This window comes from Sanguibacter sp. TS_SC_8, from assembly GCF_055361235.1.
The window spans coordinates 3677716-3695406 of the sequence record NZ_CM143955.1; the positions used below are offsets into that span (position 1 = coordinate 3677716).

Annotated in this window: 12 protein-coding genes; 5 read left to right on the top strand and 7 right to left on the bottom strand. The window is 72.6% G+C overall.

From position 1 onward, the window contains the following. Positions 1 to 49: 49 nt before the first annotated feature. On the bottom strand, positions 50 to 1129 hold the full coding sequence (locus ACWA15_RS16535) for an NADH:flavin oxidoreductase/NADH oxidase (protein WP_464056609.1): 1080 nt from the start codon (positions 1127 to 1129) through the stop codon (positions 50 to 52). A gap of 183 nt (positions 1130 to 1312) precedes the next feature. On the opposite strand from ACWA15_RS16535, the gene ACWA15_RS16540 reads away from it, so the two are divergent. After that, on the top strand, positions 1313 to 2236 hold the full coding sequence (locus ACWA15_RS16540; protein WP_464056610.1) for a formate/nitrite transporter family protein: 924 nt from the start codon (positions 1313 to 1315) through the stop codon (positions 2234 to 2236). On the opposite strand, the gene ACWA15_RS16545 is transcribed toward ACWA15_RS16540, so the two are convergent. Beyond that, on the bottom strand, positions 2233 to 2856 hold the full coding sequence (locus tag ACWA15_RS16545) for an NADPH-dependent FMN reductase (protein WP_464056611.1): 624 nt from the start codon (positions 2854 to 2856) through the stop codon (positions 2233 to 2235). The two genes, ACWA15_RS16540 and ACWA15_RS16545, sit on opposite strands and share 4 nt — an antisense overlap. Positions 2857 to 3060: 204 nt before the next feature. Between ACWA15_RS16545 and ACWA15_RS16550 the strand changes: the two genes are divergently transcribed. The 3 genes from ACWA15_RS16550 to ACWA15_RS16560 all read left to right on the top strand — a co-directional run bounded on the left by ACWA15_RS16550 (position 3061) and on the right by ACWA15_RS16560 (position 7586). Further along, positions 3061 to 4458: a cellulase family glycosylhydrolase gene (locus ACWA15_RS16550; RefSeq protein WP_464056613.1), complete on the top strand. Its 1398-nt coding sequence runs from the start codon at positions 3061 to 3063 to the stop codon at positions 4456 to 4458. 238 nt (positions 4459 to 4696) lie between these two features. After that, a complete protein-coding gene (gene acs, locus ACWA15_RS16555) occupies positions 4697 to 6697 on the top strand; it encodes an acetate--CoA ligase (protein ID WP_464056614.1) in 2001 nt (666 codons plus the stop codon). Between the two features lie 7 nt (positions 6698 to 6704). Then, positions 6705 to 7586, top strand: coding sequence for a hypothetical protein (locus ACWA15_RS16560; protein ID WP_464056615.1), 882 nt, complete (start codon positions 6705 to 6707; stop codon positions 7584 to 7586). Between the two features lie 42 nt (positions 7587 to 7628). On the opposite strand, the gene ACWA15_RS16565 is transcribed toward ACWA15_RS16560, so the two are convergent. The 5 genes from ACWA15_RS16565 to ACWA15_RS16585 form a co-directional block, all read right to left on the bottom strand. Beyond that, complete coding sequence (locus ACWA15_RS16565; RefSeq protein ID WP_464056616.1) at positions 7629 to 9758, bottom strand: efflux RND transporter periplasmic adaptor subunit; 2130 nt, start codon at positions 9756 to 9758, stop codon at positions 7629 to 7631. Between the two features lie 18 nt (positions 9759 to 9776). Beyond that, the gene (locus ACWA15_RS16570) at positions 9777 to 10778 is read right to left on the bottom strand and encodes a hypothetical protein (protein ID WP_464056618.1); all 1002 of its coding nucleotides are present in this window, start codon (positions 10776 to 10778) and stop codon (positions 9777 to 9779) included. Positions 10779 to 10846: 68 nt separating this feature from the next. Further along, positions 10847 to 12079, bottom strand: a complete 1233-nt coding sequence (locus ACWA15_RS16575; protein WP_464056619.1) for an ABC transporter permease — start codon at positions 12077 to 12079, stop codon at positions 10847 to 10849. Continuing rightward, positions 12076 to 12828: an ABC transporter ATP-binding protein gene (locus ACWA15_RS16580; RefSeq protein ID WP_464056620.1), complete on the bottom strand. Its 753-nt coding sequence runs from the start codon at positions 12826 to 12828 to the stop codon at positions 12076 to 12078. Before ACWA15_RS16580 ends, ACWA15_RS16575 begins: the two co-directional genes overlap by 4 nt. Next, positions 12821 to 14080, bottom strand: coding sequence for an efflux RND transporter periplasmic adaptor subunit (locus ACWA15_RS16585; protein WP_464056621.1), 1260 nt, complete (start codon positions 14078 to 14080; stop codon positions 12821 to 12823). Before ACWA15_RS16585 ends, ACWA15_RS16580 begins: the two co-directional genes overlap by 8 nt. 187 nt (positions 14081 to 14267) lie before the next feature. Here ACWA15_RS16585 and ACWA15_RS16590 point away from each other — a divergent pair, with 187 nt between their 5' ends. Further along, complete coding sequence (locus ACWA15_RS16590) at positions 14268 to 17594, top strand: proline dehydrogenase family protein (RefSeq protein WP_464056623.1); 3327 nt, start codon at positions 14268 to 14270, stop codon at positions 17592 to 17594. The last annotated feature ends 97 nt before the right edge of the window (positions 17595 to 17691 follow it).

Consider the following 17691-nt stretch of genomic DNA (forward strand, 5'->3'; position numbering starts at 1 on the left):
TCCCAGGTCCCAGCAGTCCCGGGGAAGAGGTGGCGCGCGCTCCCGCCGGCTACCGCCAGGCCGCCCGCACGTACTGCGCCGGCCAGCGGGCGTCGTCGTCGGGCAGGCCCAGGGCGTGGGCGGCGCGCAGCGGCCAGTGCGGGTCGCGCAGGGCCTCGCGGCCCAGCAGGATCGCGTCGGCCGACCCGTCGAGGAGCACCTGCTCGGCCTGGGCCGGGTCGGTGATCAGCCCGACGGCGCCGACCGGCACCCCGGCCACGCCGCGCACGTCGCGGGCGGCCGGGACCTGGTAGCCGGGGCCGACCGGGATCGGGGCAGGGGCGTTGCCGCCGGTGGAGACGTCGATGAGGTCGACGCCGTGCTCACCGAGGACCTTGGCGACCTGCGCCATGTCGTCGACCGAGAGCCCGCCGGGCAGCCAGTCGGTCGCCGAGATCCGCACGAACAGCGGCTTGGACTCCGGCCACACCGCACGGACGGCGTCGGTGGTCTCCACGAGCAGCCGGGCCCGGTTCTCGAGCGACCCGCCGTAGGCGTCGGTGCGGGTGTTGGACAGCGGGGAGAGGAACTGGTGCAAGAGGTAGCCGTGGGCGGCGTGGAGCTCGACGACGTCGAAGCCGGCTGCGTCCGCGCGCCGGGCCGCGGCGGCGAAGGCCGCGGGCACGTCGGCGATCTCGGCGTGGGAGAGCTCGCGCGGGGCGCCGTAGCCGGGGAACGCCTCGGGTGAGGGGCCGACGGTCTGCCACCCGCCGTCGGACGCCGGGACGGAGCCCTGGAGCGGTGACCACGGACGGAAGGTCGAGGCCTTCCGGCCGGCGTGGGCGAGCTGGATGCCGATCGCGGCGCCCTGGGCGTGGACGAAGTCGACGATCGGCGCCCAGGCGCGGGTGTGGGCGTCGGACCAGATCCCGGCGTCCTGCGGGGTGATCCGTCCCTCGGGCACGACGGCGGCGGCCTCGGTGAGCAGGAGACCGAACCCGCCCTGTGCGCGGGCGCCCAGGGTGACGAGGTGCCAGTCGCCGGGCAGTCCGTCCGTGGCCGAGTACTGGCACATCGGGGCGAGCCAGATGCGGTTGGGGACGGTCAGCGCGCGCAGCGTCAGCGGCTCGAAGAGCAGGGGGCGGGTCATGGCAGGTCCAACCGCGCATCCGGGAGCGGCATTCCCGGCACCCACGCCACGCACACCCGGCTGCGCGGCACAGGACAGCGCAGCACCTGTCATGACGATGCTGACGGCGCGTCGGGTCATTGGTCCCACGATTCGGGGGTGGTGCACGGTGATGCTTGTGGGGTGCTGACGATCCCAGAAACCATGGAGTACCAGCGGGCCGCGGCCCGGACCAAGGTCGAGGCGACCCGTCGTCCGGTCGCCTACGCGGTCCAGTCGATGCTCGCCGGTGCGTACATCGGGGTCGCGGTCGTCCTCATGGCCTCCGCAGCGGGTCCGTTCCTCGCCGCCGGCTCGCCTGCGACCAAGCTCATCTCCGGGCTGGTCTTCGGTATCGCCCTCACCCTGGTGATCATCGCCGGCGGTGAGCTGGTGACCTCCAACATGATGACCCTCACCCAGGGCGCGATCGGTGGCCGCATCTCCTGGCGGGAGGGCGGGCTGACGATGCTCTTCTGCTTCGTCATGAACATCGCCGGCTCCTTCGTCTTCGCCGCGCTGGTCCACTACTCCGGGGTGCTCGGCCCAGAGACCCCCGGCGGCAAGATGATCGCCGGCATGCTGGCGGCCAAGGGCAGCGAGAGCACCTCCGAGCTGTTCTTCCGCGCCATCCTCTGCAACATCCTCGTCTGCCTGGCCGCGTGGTCCGCGGTCCGCCTCACCTCCGAGGGCGCCAAGCTGGCCGTCATCTTCTGGTGCCTGCTCGCCTTCATCACCTCCGGGTTCGAGCACGTCGTGGCGAACATGACGACCTTCGGCCTGGGCCTCATCGGCGGCCTCCCCGAGGCGAGCTGGAGCGACTTCGCCCGCAACATGGGCGTCGTCGGGCTGGGGAACCTCGTCGGCGGCGGCCTCATCGTGGGCCTGGGCTACGCGGTCATCGCCGGCCCGCTGCGCCCGGCACTCCCCGCCGCACCGGTCAGCCCCGTCACCGCCGACGCGCAGGTCGTCGCGGCGGTCGTCGCGACCCCGCTCACCTCCGCGGCTGCCGCCTCGGCCCCCGTCGCCACCGGTGCGGGCACCTCAGACCCCCTCGACGCCGATGACAGGGTCACCGCACACCCCTAGGGCCACCGCTCCCCCGCCCGCACGCGGGCCCGGACGACCAGCTCACCGATCCTCTCGCTCACCTCGCCGGCGGCTCGGGCGACCACCTCACCCGGATCGGTGAGGTGGTCGTCCGGGCCGTAGGCCTCCTTCGGCACGACGACGCAGACCCCGGGCTTGACGAGGTCCACCCGGACCCGGTCGAGCACCTGGGTGATCTGCTCGTTGCACTTGTTGCCGCCGTGCGAGCCGTAGGAGATCACCAGCCCCGGCAGCCCACGCCATTCTGCGAACAGGTAGTCGATCGCGTTCTTCAGCGGCGCCGGGTATCCCCAGTTGTACTGCGGAGTGAGGAAGACGACCGCGTCCAGCGCGCTGATCGTGCCGGCCCAGCGCCGGGTGTGCTCGTGGGCGTACCCGCCCAGCGAGGGCATCCGCGGCTCGTCGAGGAAGGGCAGCGCGAGCGCACGCAGGTCGACTGTCGTCACCGCCGCGTCGGGGCAGACCTCCCGGACGATCCGGGCGACCTCCCGGCCGAGCTGACCGCCCACCCGCACCGGTCGTGTGCTTGCCACCACCAGACCGACCAGCGGTCCGGCCACCTCCGTCCCTGGGTCCACCGTCACAAGATTGGTCGCCATCGGTCCATTCGAGCACCGGGTGCTCCTGCTCGCCCGACCGCGCCCATCGGTCCCACCGGTCCCACCGCCGAGCGGGGACGGGAGCAGCTCGCCACCCGAAACGTTTCACCCGTGGAACCGGGCCGCCAACCGTTGGTAGACAGTGTCCGCGAGGTCAGCGCCGACGTCCTGACTTCTCCGCCGTCCACCGAGGAGTCCACCATCATGCAGGTCAAGAAGCGCCTTACCGGGTTGGCCGTGACCGTCACGGCCGCCGCCCTCTTCCTTCCGCTCACCGGGGTGGCTCAGGCCGCCGACGACGACGGCATCCACGTGAACGACGGCCGCATCTACGAGGAGGACGGCACCGAGCTGGTGCTGCGCGGCGTCAACCACGCCCACACCTGGTACGCGAGTAAGACCCAGTCCTTCGCCGACATCTCCGGGCTGGGCGCCAACTCCGTGCGCACCGTCCTGTCCAGCGGCGACCGGTGGACCAAGAACGACGTGGCCGACGTCAAGAACGTCGTCCGGCTGGCCAAGGACGCCGACCTCATCTCGATCCTCGAGGTCCATGACACGACCGGCTACGGCGAGCAGTCCGGTGCGGTCACCCTGGACAACGCCGTCGACTACTGGGTGTCGATCAAGGACGCGCTGGTCGGGCAGGAGGACTACGTGATGATCAACATCGGCAACGAGCCCTACGGCAACTCCGAGAGTGTCAACGCCACCTACGTCGCGGACAACGTCGCCGCGATCAAGCGTCTGCGCGCGGCCGGGTTCACGCACACGATCGTCGTGGACGCCCCGACCTGGGGTCAGGACTGGAAGGGCCAGATGCGGGACAACGCCGCGCAGATCTACGCGGCGGACTCGACAGGCAACACCGTGTTCTCGGTCCACATGTACGGCGTCTACGCCCAGCCCAGCACGGTGACGAACTACCTCAACGCCTTCCGCGCGAAGAACCTGCCGCTCATCGTCGGCGAGTTCGGCAACACCCACTCCGACGGCGACGTCGCCGAGGACACGATCCTGTCCGAGGCCGAGCGCCTGGACATCGGCTACCTCGGCTGGTCGTGGTCGGGCAACGGCGGCGGCGTCGAGTACCTCGACCTCGCCACCGGTTTCGACAAGAACACCCTGAGCACCTGGGGACAGCGCCTGTTCAACGGCCCGAACGGCATCAAGGCGACGTCCGTCAAGGCGTCGATCTTCGGTGGCTCGACCACCCCGACGCCCGAGCCGACCGTCGACCCCACGACGGACCCCACGCCCGAGCCGACCGTCGACCCCACCACCGACCCGACGACTCCGGCCGGTTCCTGCACCGCGGTGTACTCGACCCTCGGCTCGTGGCCAGGCGGATTCCAGGGCCAGGTCGTGGTGACCGGCGGCGCGGCACCGATCACGTCCTGGACGACACGCTGGGCCCTCCCGTCCGGGACCACGATGTCGCAGTCCTGGGGTGGCAGGTCCACCGTGGCCGGCTCGACCGTCTCGGTGGTCAACGAGGCCTGGAACGGCTGGGTGACCGCCTCGAGCTCCGCGACGATCGGTTTCATCGGCTCAGGCCCAGCCCCGACCGCCCCCGTCACGGTGAGCTGCGCCGGCCGGTGAGCCGCGCCTGACCACCACCTCGACGTGGCCGCTCTCCCGCACGGGAGAGCGGCCATCTCCATGCCCGCGGCTCCCCACCGGTCGGCCCCGGCTCGGCGTCGCACGACGCCCAGGACCGTTTGACGACAGATCGGCGCGGAGTTTGTTTGGTGTCCTCGGGTGTGGGCCAGCGCACATTAGACTCCGGGTGGGACGAAGGTCCCGCCCGCAACAGAGTCGATGCGCACCGGAGGTAGTCGTGACCCAGGACAACCAGCCCACAGGTCTGGAGAACCTACTCCACGAGACCCGGGCCTTCCCCCCGACCGCGGTGTTCGCCGCCCAGGCCAACGCCCAGCCCGACCTGTACGAGCGTGCCGCCACCGACCACCTGGGATTCTGGGCCGAGCAGGCGAACGAGTGCGTCACCTGGAAGACCCCTTTCACCCAGACCCTGGACTGGTCGGACGCACCCGTCGCCCGCTGGTTCGCCGACGGCACCCTCAACGCCGCCTACAACGCGGTCGACCGCCACGTCGTGGAAGGCCGCGGAGACCGCGTCGCGCTGCACTTCGAGGGCGAGCCCGGGGACACCCGCACCGTCACCTACGCCGAGCTCCAGCGCGAGGTGTCCCGCGCGGCCAACGTGCTGTCCTCGCTCGGGGTGGCCAAGGGCGACCGCGTGGTCATCTATCTGCCGATGCTCGTCGAGGCCGTCGTGGCGATGCTGGCATGCGCCCGGATCGGCGCGCCGCACTCGGTCGTCTTCGGCGGGTTCTCCGCCGACGCCCTGCGCAGCCGCATCGCCGACGCCGAGGCGAAGGTCGTCATCACCTCCGACGGCGGCTACCGCCGCGGGTCCGCGACCGCGCTCAAGCCCGCCGTCGACGAGGCGGTCGCCCCCCGTGAGGGCGCGCCGGCGTCGTCCGTCGAGCACGTGCTCGTGGTGCGCCGCACCGGCCAGGACGTCGAGTGGACGCCGGGCCGCGACATCTGGTGGCACGAGGCGCTGGAGGCGGCCGACGTGCAGCACACCCCCGTGTGGGTGGACGCCGAGCACCCGCTGTTCATCCTCTACACCTCCGGGACCACCGGGAAGCCCAAGGGCATCCTGCACACCACCGGCGGGTACCTCACCCAGGCCGCGTACACCCACAAGTACGTCTTCGACCTCAAGGCGGACACCGACGTGTACTGGTGCACGGCCGACGTCGGCTGGGTCACCGGGCACACCTACGTCGTCTACGGACCGCTCGTCAACGGCGCCACCCAGGTCATCTACGAGGGCACCCCGGACTCCCCGCACCAGGGCCGCTGGTGGGAGATCGTCGAGAAGTACAAGGTCTCGATCCTCTACACCGCCCCCACCGCGATCCGCACCTGCATGAAGTGGGGCGAGGAGATCCCGAACAAGTACGACCTGTCCTCCCTGCGGGTGCTCGGGTCGGTCGGGGAGTCGATCAACCCCGAGGCGTGGATGTGGTACCGCCGGGTCATCGGCGCCGACACGGCACCGATCGTGGACACGTGGTGGCAGACCGAGACCGGCGCGATGATGATCTCGCCGCTGCCGGGGGTCACCGCGACCAAGCCTGGCTCCGCCCAGACCCCGCTGCCCGGGATCAAGGCGGACGTGGTCGACGACGAGGGCCACCCGGTGCCCGACGGCGGCGGCGGGTACCTGGTGCTCACCCAGCCGTGGCCGGCCATGCTGCGCGGGATCTGGGGCGACCTGGAACGGTTCAAGGACACCTACTGGTCCCGGTTCCGGGGCATCTACTTCGCCGGCGACGGAGCCAAGAAGGACGACGACGGCGACATCTGGCTGCTCGGCCGGGTCGACGACGTCATGAACGTCTCTGGCCACCGGTTGTCCACGACCGAGATCGAGTCGGCGCTCGTCTCCCACGAGATGGTCGCCGAGGCCGCCGTGGTGGGCGCCGCGGACGAGACCACCGGGCAGTCGGTGGTGGCCTTCGTCATCCTGCGGTCCTCCTTCGCCACCGGCGCCGACCCCGAGGAGGTCCAGACCCTCCTGCGCAACCACGTGGCCAAGCAGATCGGGCCGATCGCCAAGCCGCGCCGGATCCTCGTCGTCTCTGAGCTGCCCAAGACGAGGTCGGGGAAGATCATGCGGCGTCTGCTCCGCGACGTCGCCGAGAACCGTGTGGTGGGCGACGCCTCGACCCTGGCCGACTCCTCGGTGATGGCTCTCATCTCGAGCGGGCTTGCCGCGCCAGCCCCCTCGCCTGAGGGATGATTGGTGCATGACTGAAACGAATGTCTCGTCCCCCGCTGTGATCGACGACCTCGCCCGGGCGGCAGTCCAGATGGGTGAGGGTGCCTCGCCGGAGGAGTCGAGCCTGCGCTGGGGCGCGCTGTGGCGCGTGGTGCTCGGGCTCGAGCGCTGGTTCTTCGTGCGCGACGACGCCGAGACCCTGCGCCCGGGGCTGGTGACCTTCGACGGTCAGCTGGCGGTGCCGGTCTTCACCGACATCAAGCGGGCGATCGCCTTCGCCGACGGCGGGCGGGGCGGGGCGAACAAGGTGTTCGCCTCTCCCCCGGACAAGATGCTCACCGCGGCCGACCAGCTCGTGGCCGCCGGCGTCGTCGTGCTCGCCTTCAACGTCGAGGACGTCCCGTTCGCCGCGCCCCCCACGGTGGTACAGACCCTCGCCGGCGACCTGGCCCGGCTCACCGCGACGAACTCGGCGCAGCGCGCGGAGATCAACGCTGACCCGGCCGCGGAGACGGTCCTCGACCGTCTGGCGGTCATCGCCCGGGAGAAGCCGACCGAGAACGCCGCCCAGTCGGCCATGTGGCGCGAGGTCTTCGCCCTCGACACCTGGTTCTTCATCCCGCGCGGGGGGACCGAGCAGTTCAGCCCGTACGCGATCACGATGGACCTGGGACCGGCGATCCTGGCGTTCTCCAGCCCCGCACGGGCCGCGCACTTCGCACAGTCCCAGAACCTGGAGAGGTCCGACCAGGTGCTGGGCATCCCGGCCCATGCCGCCGCCGCGGCGCTGGCCGACTTCTCCTCCGCCGGGGTCAGGCTCGTCCACTTCGACCCCCAGAACGGGGCCTTCACCACCCGGCTGGAAGACCTCAAGACGATGCTCGACTACGTGACCGGGCAGCCGTCCTGAGCTCACCTCGTCTCAGGCTCCAGGGTCTCAGGCCCCAGGATCTCAGGCTCCCGGCGGGGCGCCGCCGGGGAACCCGCCCGGTCCGGGGACGACGGTCGTCGTGGGGTCCGAGGTCTGCCCACCCAGGCCGGTGAGTCCGCCGGTGCTGTCGGTCGTCGAGTCGTCGGTGGTCATCGGCTGCGACAGGTCCGCGAGGACCACGCTGTCGCCCGCGGACAGTCCGGAGAGGATCTCGGTCAGCTCCGGGCCGATCGCGCCGACCTCGACGTCGACCGACGCCGGTACACCGGACCGGAGCACCTGCACCGTGTACTGCGCACCGGTCCGGTGCACCGCCGAGCTGGGCACGGTGAGCGTGTCCGTGCTGGCCTCTGCGGTGATGGCGACCTGCGCCGACGACCCGTTGAACAACGCCTCGTCGGTCGTCTCGACGGCGACGGTGACGGCGTAGGACGGTGTGGAGGTCGTCGAGACGTCGAGGATGCCGATCTCGCTCACCACCCCGGTGAGCTGCGCGGACGCGCTGGGGGTCGTGACCGTCGCCTGCTGCCCGGTGGCCAGGACGTCGACCGAGGTCAACGGCACGGTCAGGGAGACGACGTACCCGTCCTCGCCGATGACGGTGACCGAGGTGTCCGACGACGCCGTCACCGCGTCACCTGTGACCAGCGTGACCTGGGCGACCGTCCCGGCGATCGGGCTGGTCAGGGTTGCGAGCGTGAGGTCGTGGCGCGCGATCGCGACGTCGGAGACTGCGACGTCGATCTCGGCCTGGTCGGCTACGAGGTCCGCGGCGGAGGCCACGGCTGTCGCACTGCCCGACGCACCCGCGCTCGCGCCGCTGGGCGCGCCCGTGGACGCGCTACCGGTCTCGGCGGAGCCGCTGGCAGACGAGCCGCCTGCCGCTGAGCTGGAGGGGGTTGTCCCCGACTGGCCAGCCGACGACCCGGACCCGGCCGTTCCGGGCGAGGTCGTTCCAGGCGAGGTCGTTCCGGGCGAGGTGCTCGTCGCCCCGTCGACGCTCCCGCCCGGTGCGCTCGGGGTCGACGACGGATCGGTCGTCGGGGCCGTCTGGGCGTCGACGGCGGTCTGCAAGGTCGCGAACGCCGTCTGAGCCTGCGCGACGGCGGAGTCGAGCTCGCTCGCCCGCGCGGTGAGGCCCTGCTGGGTCGTGTCCGTGGTCGCCTGGTCGGTGAGGACCGTGCGGATCGCCGTCTGGCACGCGGTCAGGGCCGCGGAGGTGGTGGCGTGGGCCTGCTGCTGGGCTGCGAGCGCCGCCTGGGCGGCGCTGAGGTAGGCCGCGGCGTCGGCCGGGTCGATCGCGGTGGCGGCGTCGTCCGCTGCCGGGTCCGGCGCGAGGTCGAGGAAGGCCTGGCACACGGTCTGCGAGCCGGCCAGCGAGGTGCTGCTGGTGGCCAGGGCGGCGCTCGCGAGCGCGTACTGGTCCAGGAGTGCCTGCTGCGCGAGCGCCACGGCGGCCACCGCCTCGTCGACCCCCAGCTGCGCCGCGGCGACGTCGGGCACGACGGCCGGGTCGGTGGCGACGGTTGCGACGGTCGGGGTCGCCACGGGGGTGGAGGCGGACGCGACCTGGTAGACCGCGGTCGTGACCGTCGCCGACCCGGTCGCCTCTGCCGCGGCTGCGGTGAGCCCGGTCCCGGTCCCGGACGAGAGGGAGGCGGTCTCGGCCACAGTCGTCGAGGTCGTCGAGCTGGCCGACGACGTCTGGGAGTCCAGATCGTCGGCGAGCGCCTGCTCGGCGTCGACCAGTGCCGCCTCGGCGGCCTCGACCGCCTCCTCGAGGTCGGTCGTGTCCAAGAGCGCGAGCACGTCACCTGCGGCGACGGTCTCACCCACCGCGACCTTGACCTCGCTCACGGTCCCGCCCACCTTGAAGGACGCGTCGGAGCGCGACGCGGAGGCGACCGTGCCGACGGCCTCGACGACCTGCTCGACCGATCCCGTGGCCGCCTCCGCGGTCCGGTAGCCACCAGCGCTGCGGCCGCCGGCCACGGTCACCCCGGCCACGACAAGGACCATGACGGCCGCGATCGAGGACGAGCCGACGATCCGCCGCCGACGCCGACGCGCGCGACGAAGCTGTGCCGGCGTGGGTGCTGGCGTGGGTGTCCGCAGGGGAGCGGGCGTGAGTGGTGCGATCTGCTCAGGCATGAGACGTGTCCTCCCCGTCTAGTTCGTGGCGTTCGAGCTGGCCTGGCCGGAGGGCGCATCGCCTCCACCGGCGCCACCCTGACCACCTGGGCCCCCTGCCCCACCCATGCCACCCATGCCGCGGGTGCTGCAACCGTCCTCACCGGCCTCGGTCAGGGCCACGCTTGTTGCCGCCACGGTCCCGCTCGAGTCGGCGTCGCCGGAGACCTGGGCGCACAGCCCGACCACGATCGCCGAGGTGTCGGCGTCCACCGTCCTCGTGTAGGCGGTCGCGTCGTCGAGGGTGATGGTCGTGGTCGACGTCGTCCCGTCCTGCGCGGTGGTCGCCACGGTCACCGCCGCGGCATCGACCGCGGTCACCAGGCCCGTCGATACGGACCTGAACCCGCCGCCCATGCGGGCTCCGTCAGGCAGGTCGGTCGGTAGGTCGGTCGGCAGATCGGTGGGCAGGTCGGACGGCAGGTCACCCGTCCCGTCGCCGGCAGCCCCGTCAGGACGCTCGCCACCCCCACCGAACCCACCACCGAACGCGGTGGTGCACCCACCGTCGACGGCCTCGGAGACGGCCACCGACGTGGCCGCCGCGGCGGCGTCGGCATCGGTCGAGTCGTCGGTCGAGTCGTCGGTCGAGTCGTCACCGACCCCGCCCATGACGACGACACAGCTGCCGACCGTCACGTCGGTGATCGTCGCGGCGACCGTCTGGGTGACCGTCGTGGAATCGCTGAAGCTCACGGCGGTCTGGGAGTCGGCGCCCTGGACCTGGATGATGCTGCCGGACAGGGACGCGATGAGACCTGAGGTGCCAGACCCCGCGCCGCGACCACCCGAGCCATCTCCCGCGTCGTCTGCGGCGCTGGCCTGCTCGGTGGCGGCGGCCGTCGTCGGGCTCGCGGCGTCGTCGTCGCCGGAGCACCCGGCGAGGGCCAGGGACAGGGCGGCGGCGCAGGCCAGCAACGGGACGGGTGAGAGCAGGCGGCGCCGGGGGACGGGACGGGAGAGTGCGGTGCGGTCGGACATGGGTACCTCCAGGGGAACGAGAACGGGAACAGGGACAGGTGACGGCGCCATCGGAGCGCTCAGCGCCGTCACTCGCTGCGCAACGCGTCGATGGGTGCCAGCCGGGCAGCGCGCGACGCCGGGTAGACGCCGAAGGTGATGCCGATCGCGACGGCCACCACGAGGGACCCGACCACCGCGACCGGGGAGATGACGATCGAGGTGTCCAGCACCCCGGGCAAGGCCTTCGCCGCCCCGACGCCGAGCGCCACCCCGGCCACGCCCCCGGCCAGCCCGAGGACGGCCGCCTCGACGAGGAACTGGCGCCGGATGGCCCACGGGGGTGCGCCCAGGGCCTTGCGGAGGCCGATCTCCCGGGTCCGTTCGGTGACCGAGACGAGCATGATGTTCATGACGCCGATGCCGCCCACGAGCAGGGACAGGGCCGCGATGCCGACGAGCAGGACGGTCAGCGTCTGGTAGACGGCGGTCGCCGTGCTCACGAGAGCGTCCTGGCTGTCGATCGAGAAGTCCGCCGAGTCGGCGTCGGCGATCGAGTGCAGGCTGAGCAGGAGCGACTGGGCCTCCTGGTAGGCGGCCGAGAGCTGGTCGGGTGACGCCGCCTGGAGGTAGATGGTCGAGACCGAGTTGCGGTCGGTCCCCCCGATGACCTGGTCCGCGGCGGTCTTCAACGGGACGACGGCCAGGTCGTCGAGGTTGGTCGCCGAGTCCGACCCGGCCGCGGCGAGCACGCCGACGACCGTGAGCGGGACGTCCTCGACGGTCACGGTGTAGCCGACCACGTCGATCGAGCCGAAGAGCTCCGTCGCGGTCTCGGAGCCGAGCACGACGACGGCGGCTCCGGTCGCCTCGTCGTCGGCGGTGAAGAAGTCACCGCTCGAGAGGGTGCGGGAGCGCACGTCGAGCCAGGCCGGTGTGGTGCCCACGACGGTGGTCATCCAGTTCGTCGAGCTCGTCTCGAGCGCGAGGGAGCTGGTCTTCTCAGGGGCCACCCCCGAGATGTCGGGGGCATTGATAGTGGAGGCGAGGGCGACGGCGTCGGACCGGGTGAGCGTGGCCGCGGAGCCGAACCCGCCGCGCATGCCGTCGGTGTCGGTGCTCGACCCGGGCGTGACGATGAGCAGGTTGGAGCCGAGCGAGCTGATCTCCGCGCTCACGTCCTTCTGGGTGCCCAGCCCGAGGCCCACCGTGAGGATGACCGCCGCGATCCCGATGAGGATGCCCAGCACCGTGAGGGTGGACCGCATGGCGTGGGCGCGGACGGCCGCCAGGCCGGTCCGGACAGTCTCTGACCAGGTCATCGGACACGTCCTTGGGGTGCGTGGGTGGTGGCGTCGAGATGGCGCCCGGAGTCCGAGTGGATGGCGCCGTCACGGACCCGGACGATCCGGTCCGCCCGCTCGGCGACCTCGAGCTCGTGGGTGATGAGGACGATCGTGCGGCCCTGGGCGTGCAGCTCGTCGAAGAGGGTGAGGACGTCCGCCGTCGAGACGGAGTCAAGGTTGCCGGTCGGCTCGTCGGCCAGGAGCAGGGCGGGTTCCCCGACGAGGGCCCGGGCCACGGCGACACGCTGCTGCTGGCCGCCGGAGAGCTCACCGGGTCGGTTGTCGATCCGGTCCGCGAGCCCGACCCGGCCGAGCGCGGCCATCGCTCGCCTGCGCCGCTCGGCCTTCTCGACCCGGCCGTAGACCAGGGGCAGCTCGACGTTGCGCCACGCGGGCAGCGACGTCAGCAGGTTGAACTGCTGGAAGACGAAGCCGATCCGCTGGTTGCGGATCTGGGCGAGGTCCTCCTCGTCGAGGGCTCCGACGTCCTCGCCGGCGAGGCGGTACTCCCCGACGGTCAGCGTGTCGAGGCAGCCGAGGATGTTCATCAGGGTCGACTTGCCGGAGCCCGAGGGCCCCATGATCGCGACGTACTCCCCCTGGTGGATGGTCAGGTCGATGCCGCGCAGCGCCTCGAACTCGATCGCGCCCGAGCTGTAGGTCTTGCCCACCCCGGCCAGGTCGATGACCGGGGAGGTCGTCAGGTCGGTCCCGAGGTCAGCCACCGGCGGGTCCTCCCTGTCCACCGGGCAGGAAGCCGTCGGGGAGCTCCATGCCGTCGGGGAGCTCCCCGCCGTCCGGCAGCGTGCCGCCGCCCGGGAGCTGACCGCCCTCACCCGATCGACCCGTCTGGCCGGACTGGCCCGTCGACGGGACGATCGTCACGAGCACCTCGTCGCCCTCAACCAGTCCGTCCGTGATCTCGACCGTGGAGCCGTTCGTCTCGCCCACGGTCACCGCGGTGGCGACCTGGGTGCCGTCCGCGGCCAGCTGGTCGACGACCGAGCCCTCCCCCTCGCGGCGCACCGCGGCCGTGGGGATGGTGAGGACGTCGCTGCGGCGCTCGTAGATGATCGACACCTCCGCGGACACCCCGTCGTTGAGGCCCTCGGGATCACCGGTGACCGTGATCGTCACCGGGTATCCGGCGACCCCGCGGGTGCTCGTGGAGAGGAGACCGATCTGCGTGACCGTCCCGAAGACCAGGTCGGAGAGGTTGTCCACGGTGAGCTCGGCCTGGTTGCCGACGGCCAGGGAGGCGATGTCGGACTCGTCGACCGTGACCGCGACGGTCCAGCTGGTCGTCCCGACGATCGTGAACTGTGCCGACGAGGTGGTCGTGGCCGTCGCGGACGTGCCGCCGGTTCCGGCGGCGCTGCTCCCGGACGTGCTTCCGGCGCTTCCGGTGGCACTGCCGCTCCCGGACCCGCCGACGACGTCGCCGACAGCGAGGTCGACCGAGGTGAGGATTCCGTCGACCGGCGCGGTCAGCGTCGCCCCGGCGAGCTTCTCCTCGGCCGCGGTCACCTGCGACTGCGCCAGCTCGACCTGCTTGGTGCTCGAGGCGATCTGGGCGTCCGAGGCGTCGGTCCCGTCGGCGTCGTCCGCGTCGTCGGCCAGGGTCGCCTGCGCCTTGGCCAGGCTGGCCCGCGCCGCGAGCACGTCGGCGTCGAGGGACAGCGTGTCGATCGTGGCGAGCACCTGCCCGGCGGTCACCGTGTCACCGGCGGAGACCTGGACCGAGGTCACGGTCCCGCCCGAGGTGAAGGTGACGTCCTCCTGGACCGCAGGCGTGAGCGTACCGGTCCCGGTGACGGTCTTCTCCAGGGTCGTCAGGCTGGCGGCCACCGACTGCGTCTGGGCCTGCCCGGCCGCGGCCGGGGTGTCTCGCAGCACGAACCAGTACACCGAGGCTCCGGCGATCACCAGGACCGCGGCACCGGCGATCATCCACGTCCGGACGCGCAAGCGCCCCATCACTCTTCTCATGCTCTCCCTCACGCGACGCCAGGACCGAGTGCTCCACGACGGATGCACCTGGTGGCAGATGAGGGACGCTACGGAGCCCGTCTGGGTGGCAGGTAGCCCCATGCTGTGGCGACGCTGTGAAACTCGCCGCGGGCGATGGGATGCCCTCGCAGGTCAGCGGGCGCACGATGGACCCATGTCTGCTGCCGAGAACCTCACCGACGCCGCCGTGGACCTCGCCCGCTCGTGGCTGGAGGCCGCGGCCACCGGCGAGCACTCCGCCGGGCACCGCTCCTCCACGCGCCTGGCCCACCTCGTCGCCGACCCGGCCGGTCTGGACCTGGCCATCCGCTTCGTCGACCGGGTCGCCCGCCCCGAGGACGACCGCGCGGGCGCCCACGACCTCGCCCGGATGCGCACCGAGGGCCTCCTCGCTGGCGCCTTCCTCGGTCCGCTGGACCACGCCCTGCTGCTCGCCGGCGCCACCGTCGCCCCCGCCCTGCCCGGCGTCGTCGTTCCGGCCGCCCGCGCCCGGCTGCGCCAGCTCGTGGGCGGGCTCGTGGCCGACGTCGGCGCGGGGCTCACCTGTCACGTCGCGGGGCTGCGCGAGGCGGGCTTCCGGCCGAACATCAACCTCCTCGGCGAGGCGGTCCTGGGCGAGCGGGAGGCCGCGAACCGGGCCAGCCGGCTGCGCACGCTCGTCGAGCGCCCCGACATCGACTACGTGTCCATCAAGATCTCCGCGGTGGTCAGTCAGCTCTCCGCGTGGGACACGGCCGACGCCGTGCGGCGGGTGTGCACGACCGTGCGGCCGCTGTACCTGAGCGCTCTCCACCACGGGACCTTCCTCACCCTGGACATGGAGGAGTACCACGACCTCGCACCCACCCTCGCGGTCTTCCTGCGGCTCATGGCCGACCCGGAGCTGGCCGGCGCACCGATGGGCATCGCCCTGCAGGCCTACCTCCCCGACTCCTCGGCCGCCCTGGACACCGTGACCCAGGCGGCCGTCCGGCGCCGCGCGGCCGGCGGTGCGGCGGTCAAGGTACGCCTGGTCAAGGGCGCGAACCTGGCCATGGAGCGGGTCGACGCCGAGCTGCACGGCTGGGCGCAGGCCCCCTACCCCTGCAAGCCCGACGTCGACGCCCACTACGTCCACCTCCTCGACCGGGCGCTCACCCCCGAGCGGACCCGGGCCGTGCGGATCGGGCTGGCCAGCCACAACCTCTTCGACGTCGCCCTCGGCCATCTGCTGGCCCGCGACCGCGGTGTCGGCAGCGCCCTCGACGTGGAGATGCTCCAGGGGATGGCCCCCGCGCAGGCCGAGGAGGTCCGCGGCACGGTCGGCCCGCTGGTGCTCTACACGCCCGCGGTCGCCGAGCAGGACTTCGACACCGCGGTGGCCTACCTGGTCCGCCGGCTCGAGGAGAACGCCTCGGGGGAGAACTTCCTGCACGCCCTGACCGCCGGGCCCCACGCCCCGGAGATGGGCGCCCAGGAGGAGGCCTTTCGCGCGGCGGTCACCGCCAGCGACGCCGTCTCGCCTACCCCGCGCCGCACGGCGCGCGCGGAGGCACCGGAGCGCACGTTCTTCGCCAACGCCCCCGACACCGACCCCGCCCTGGCAGCGAGCCGCGCCTGGGCCCAGCGCGTGGTCTCCCCCGCCACCGACCGCCGGCTGCTCGCCGACCCCGCACCCACCCGGCTGCTGCGCACGGACGGCGACGTCGACGCGGTCGTGGCGCGCGCCGTCGGGCAGGTGAGTGCGTGGGCAGGGACGACGCCGGACCAGCGGGCGCAGGTGCTGCGCACCGCGAGCCGGCTGCTCGAGGAGGCACGCACCGACCTCGTGGCCACGATGGTCCACGAGGCCCACAAGACTGTCGCCGAGGCGGACCCCGAGGTCAGCGAGGCGGTCGACTTCGCGGCGTACTACGCTGAGCAGGCCGCCGCGCTGGATGACGTGCCCGGCGCCGTGTTCGCCCCGGCGGGCGTCACGGTCGTCACCCCGCCGTGGAACTTCCCCGTCGCGATCCCGCTCGGCTCCGTCCTGGCCTCCCTCGCCGCCGGTGCCCCGGTCATCATCAAGCCCTCCCACCTCACCCCGCGGTGCGCCGAGACCGGTGTCCGCGCGGTGCGTGAAGCCCTCGTCCACCACGGCCACTCCCCCGACGTGGTCCAGGTGGTCCGCGCGCCGGAGGCGGGCGCCGGGAGGCTCCTGGTGACCCATCCGGACGTGACCCGGGTGCTGCTCACCGGGTCGCTCGAGACCGCCCAGCTCTTCGCCCGCTGGCGCCCGGACCTGCAGGTGCTCGCGGAGACCTCCGGCAAGAACGCGATCATCGTGACGGCCTCGGCGGACGTGGACCTCGCGGTCGCGGACGTCGTACGGTCGGCGTTCTCGCACGCGGGGCAGAAGTGCTCCGCGGCGTCGCTGCTCATCCTCGTCGGGTCGACCGGGGGCAGCGCGCGGCTGCGCCGCCAGCTGGCGGACGCGGTGACGTCGCTCGCCGTCGGGCCGGCGACCCGCCTCGCGACCACGATGGGGCCGCTCACCGGGCCACCAGGGGCCAAGCTGCGGCGCGCGCTGACCACCCTCGACCCGGGCGAGCGGTGGCTCGTGCGCCCGCGCCTGGTGCCCGCCCGAGCGCCCGGCGACCCCGAGCACCTGTGGACCCCCGGGGTCAAGGTCGACGTCGCTCCCGGGTCCTTCTTCCACCTCACCGAGGTGTTCGGGCCGGTCCTGGGCGTGATGCGGGTGGAGACCCTGGACGAGGCGATCACCGTGGCGAACGCGGTGCCCTTCGGCCTCACCGGTGGGCTGCACTCCCTCGACGAGGAGGAGATCGCGACGTGGCTGGACCGCATCGAGGTGGGCAACGCCTACGTCAACCGGCACATCACCGGGGCGATCGTGGGCCGGCAGCCCTTCGGAGGCTGGAAGGCCTCGGTCGTGGGCCCCGGCGCCAAGGCCGGCGGCCCCGGCTATGTCGCGCAGCTCGGCCGCTGGCACGACGCCGCGAGCGTGCCCTCCCGGGAGAGCGCGCCCCAGGCGTGGCTCACCTGGGCGCTGGCCGACGACGCCCGGTGCTGGCCCGACCTGTCGGGCGACCAGGAGCTGGCCGGGCTGCGGGCGGAGTCGAACGTGCTGCGCTACCGGCCGCTGCCCCACATCACGGTGCGGGTCGGGACGGACGGGCGGGCCTGCGAGGTCGACCGGGTGCTCGCTGCCGCGCGACGCGCGGGGGTCCCGGTCACGGTCAGCCGCGCCGAGCAGACCGGCGACGCCCGGTTCGCCGCCCAGGTGGCCTCCGGTGAGGTGACCGGGCACGTCCGCGTCGTCGGCGGAGCCCCCGGGTTGCGCGCTGCGGCGGCCGAGCGCACCGGGACGGTCACCGTCCTCGACGCACCGGTCGTGGCGAGCGGGCGTCGGGAGCTGGTGACCATGCTGCGTGAGCAGTCGGTGTCACGGACCGTGCACCGGTTCGGCCACCTGCCGGCTACGCCGACCGCCGCGCTGTGACGGGCTCTCTGAAAGAGGGTGCCCACAGGGTGGTGCGGGCCGCGGGGAGTCCACAGACCGGCCGACCCTGCCCCGCACCGGCACCGTGGGGTGCCTA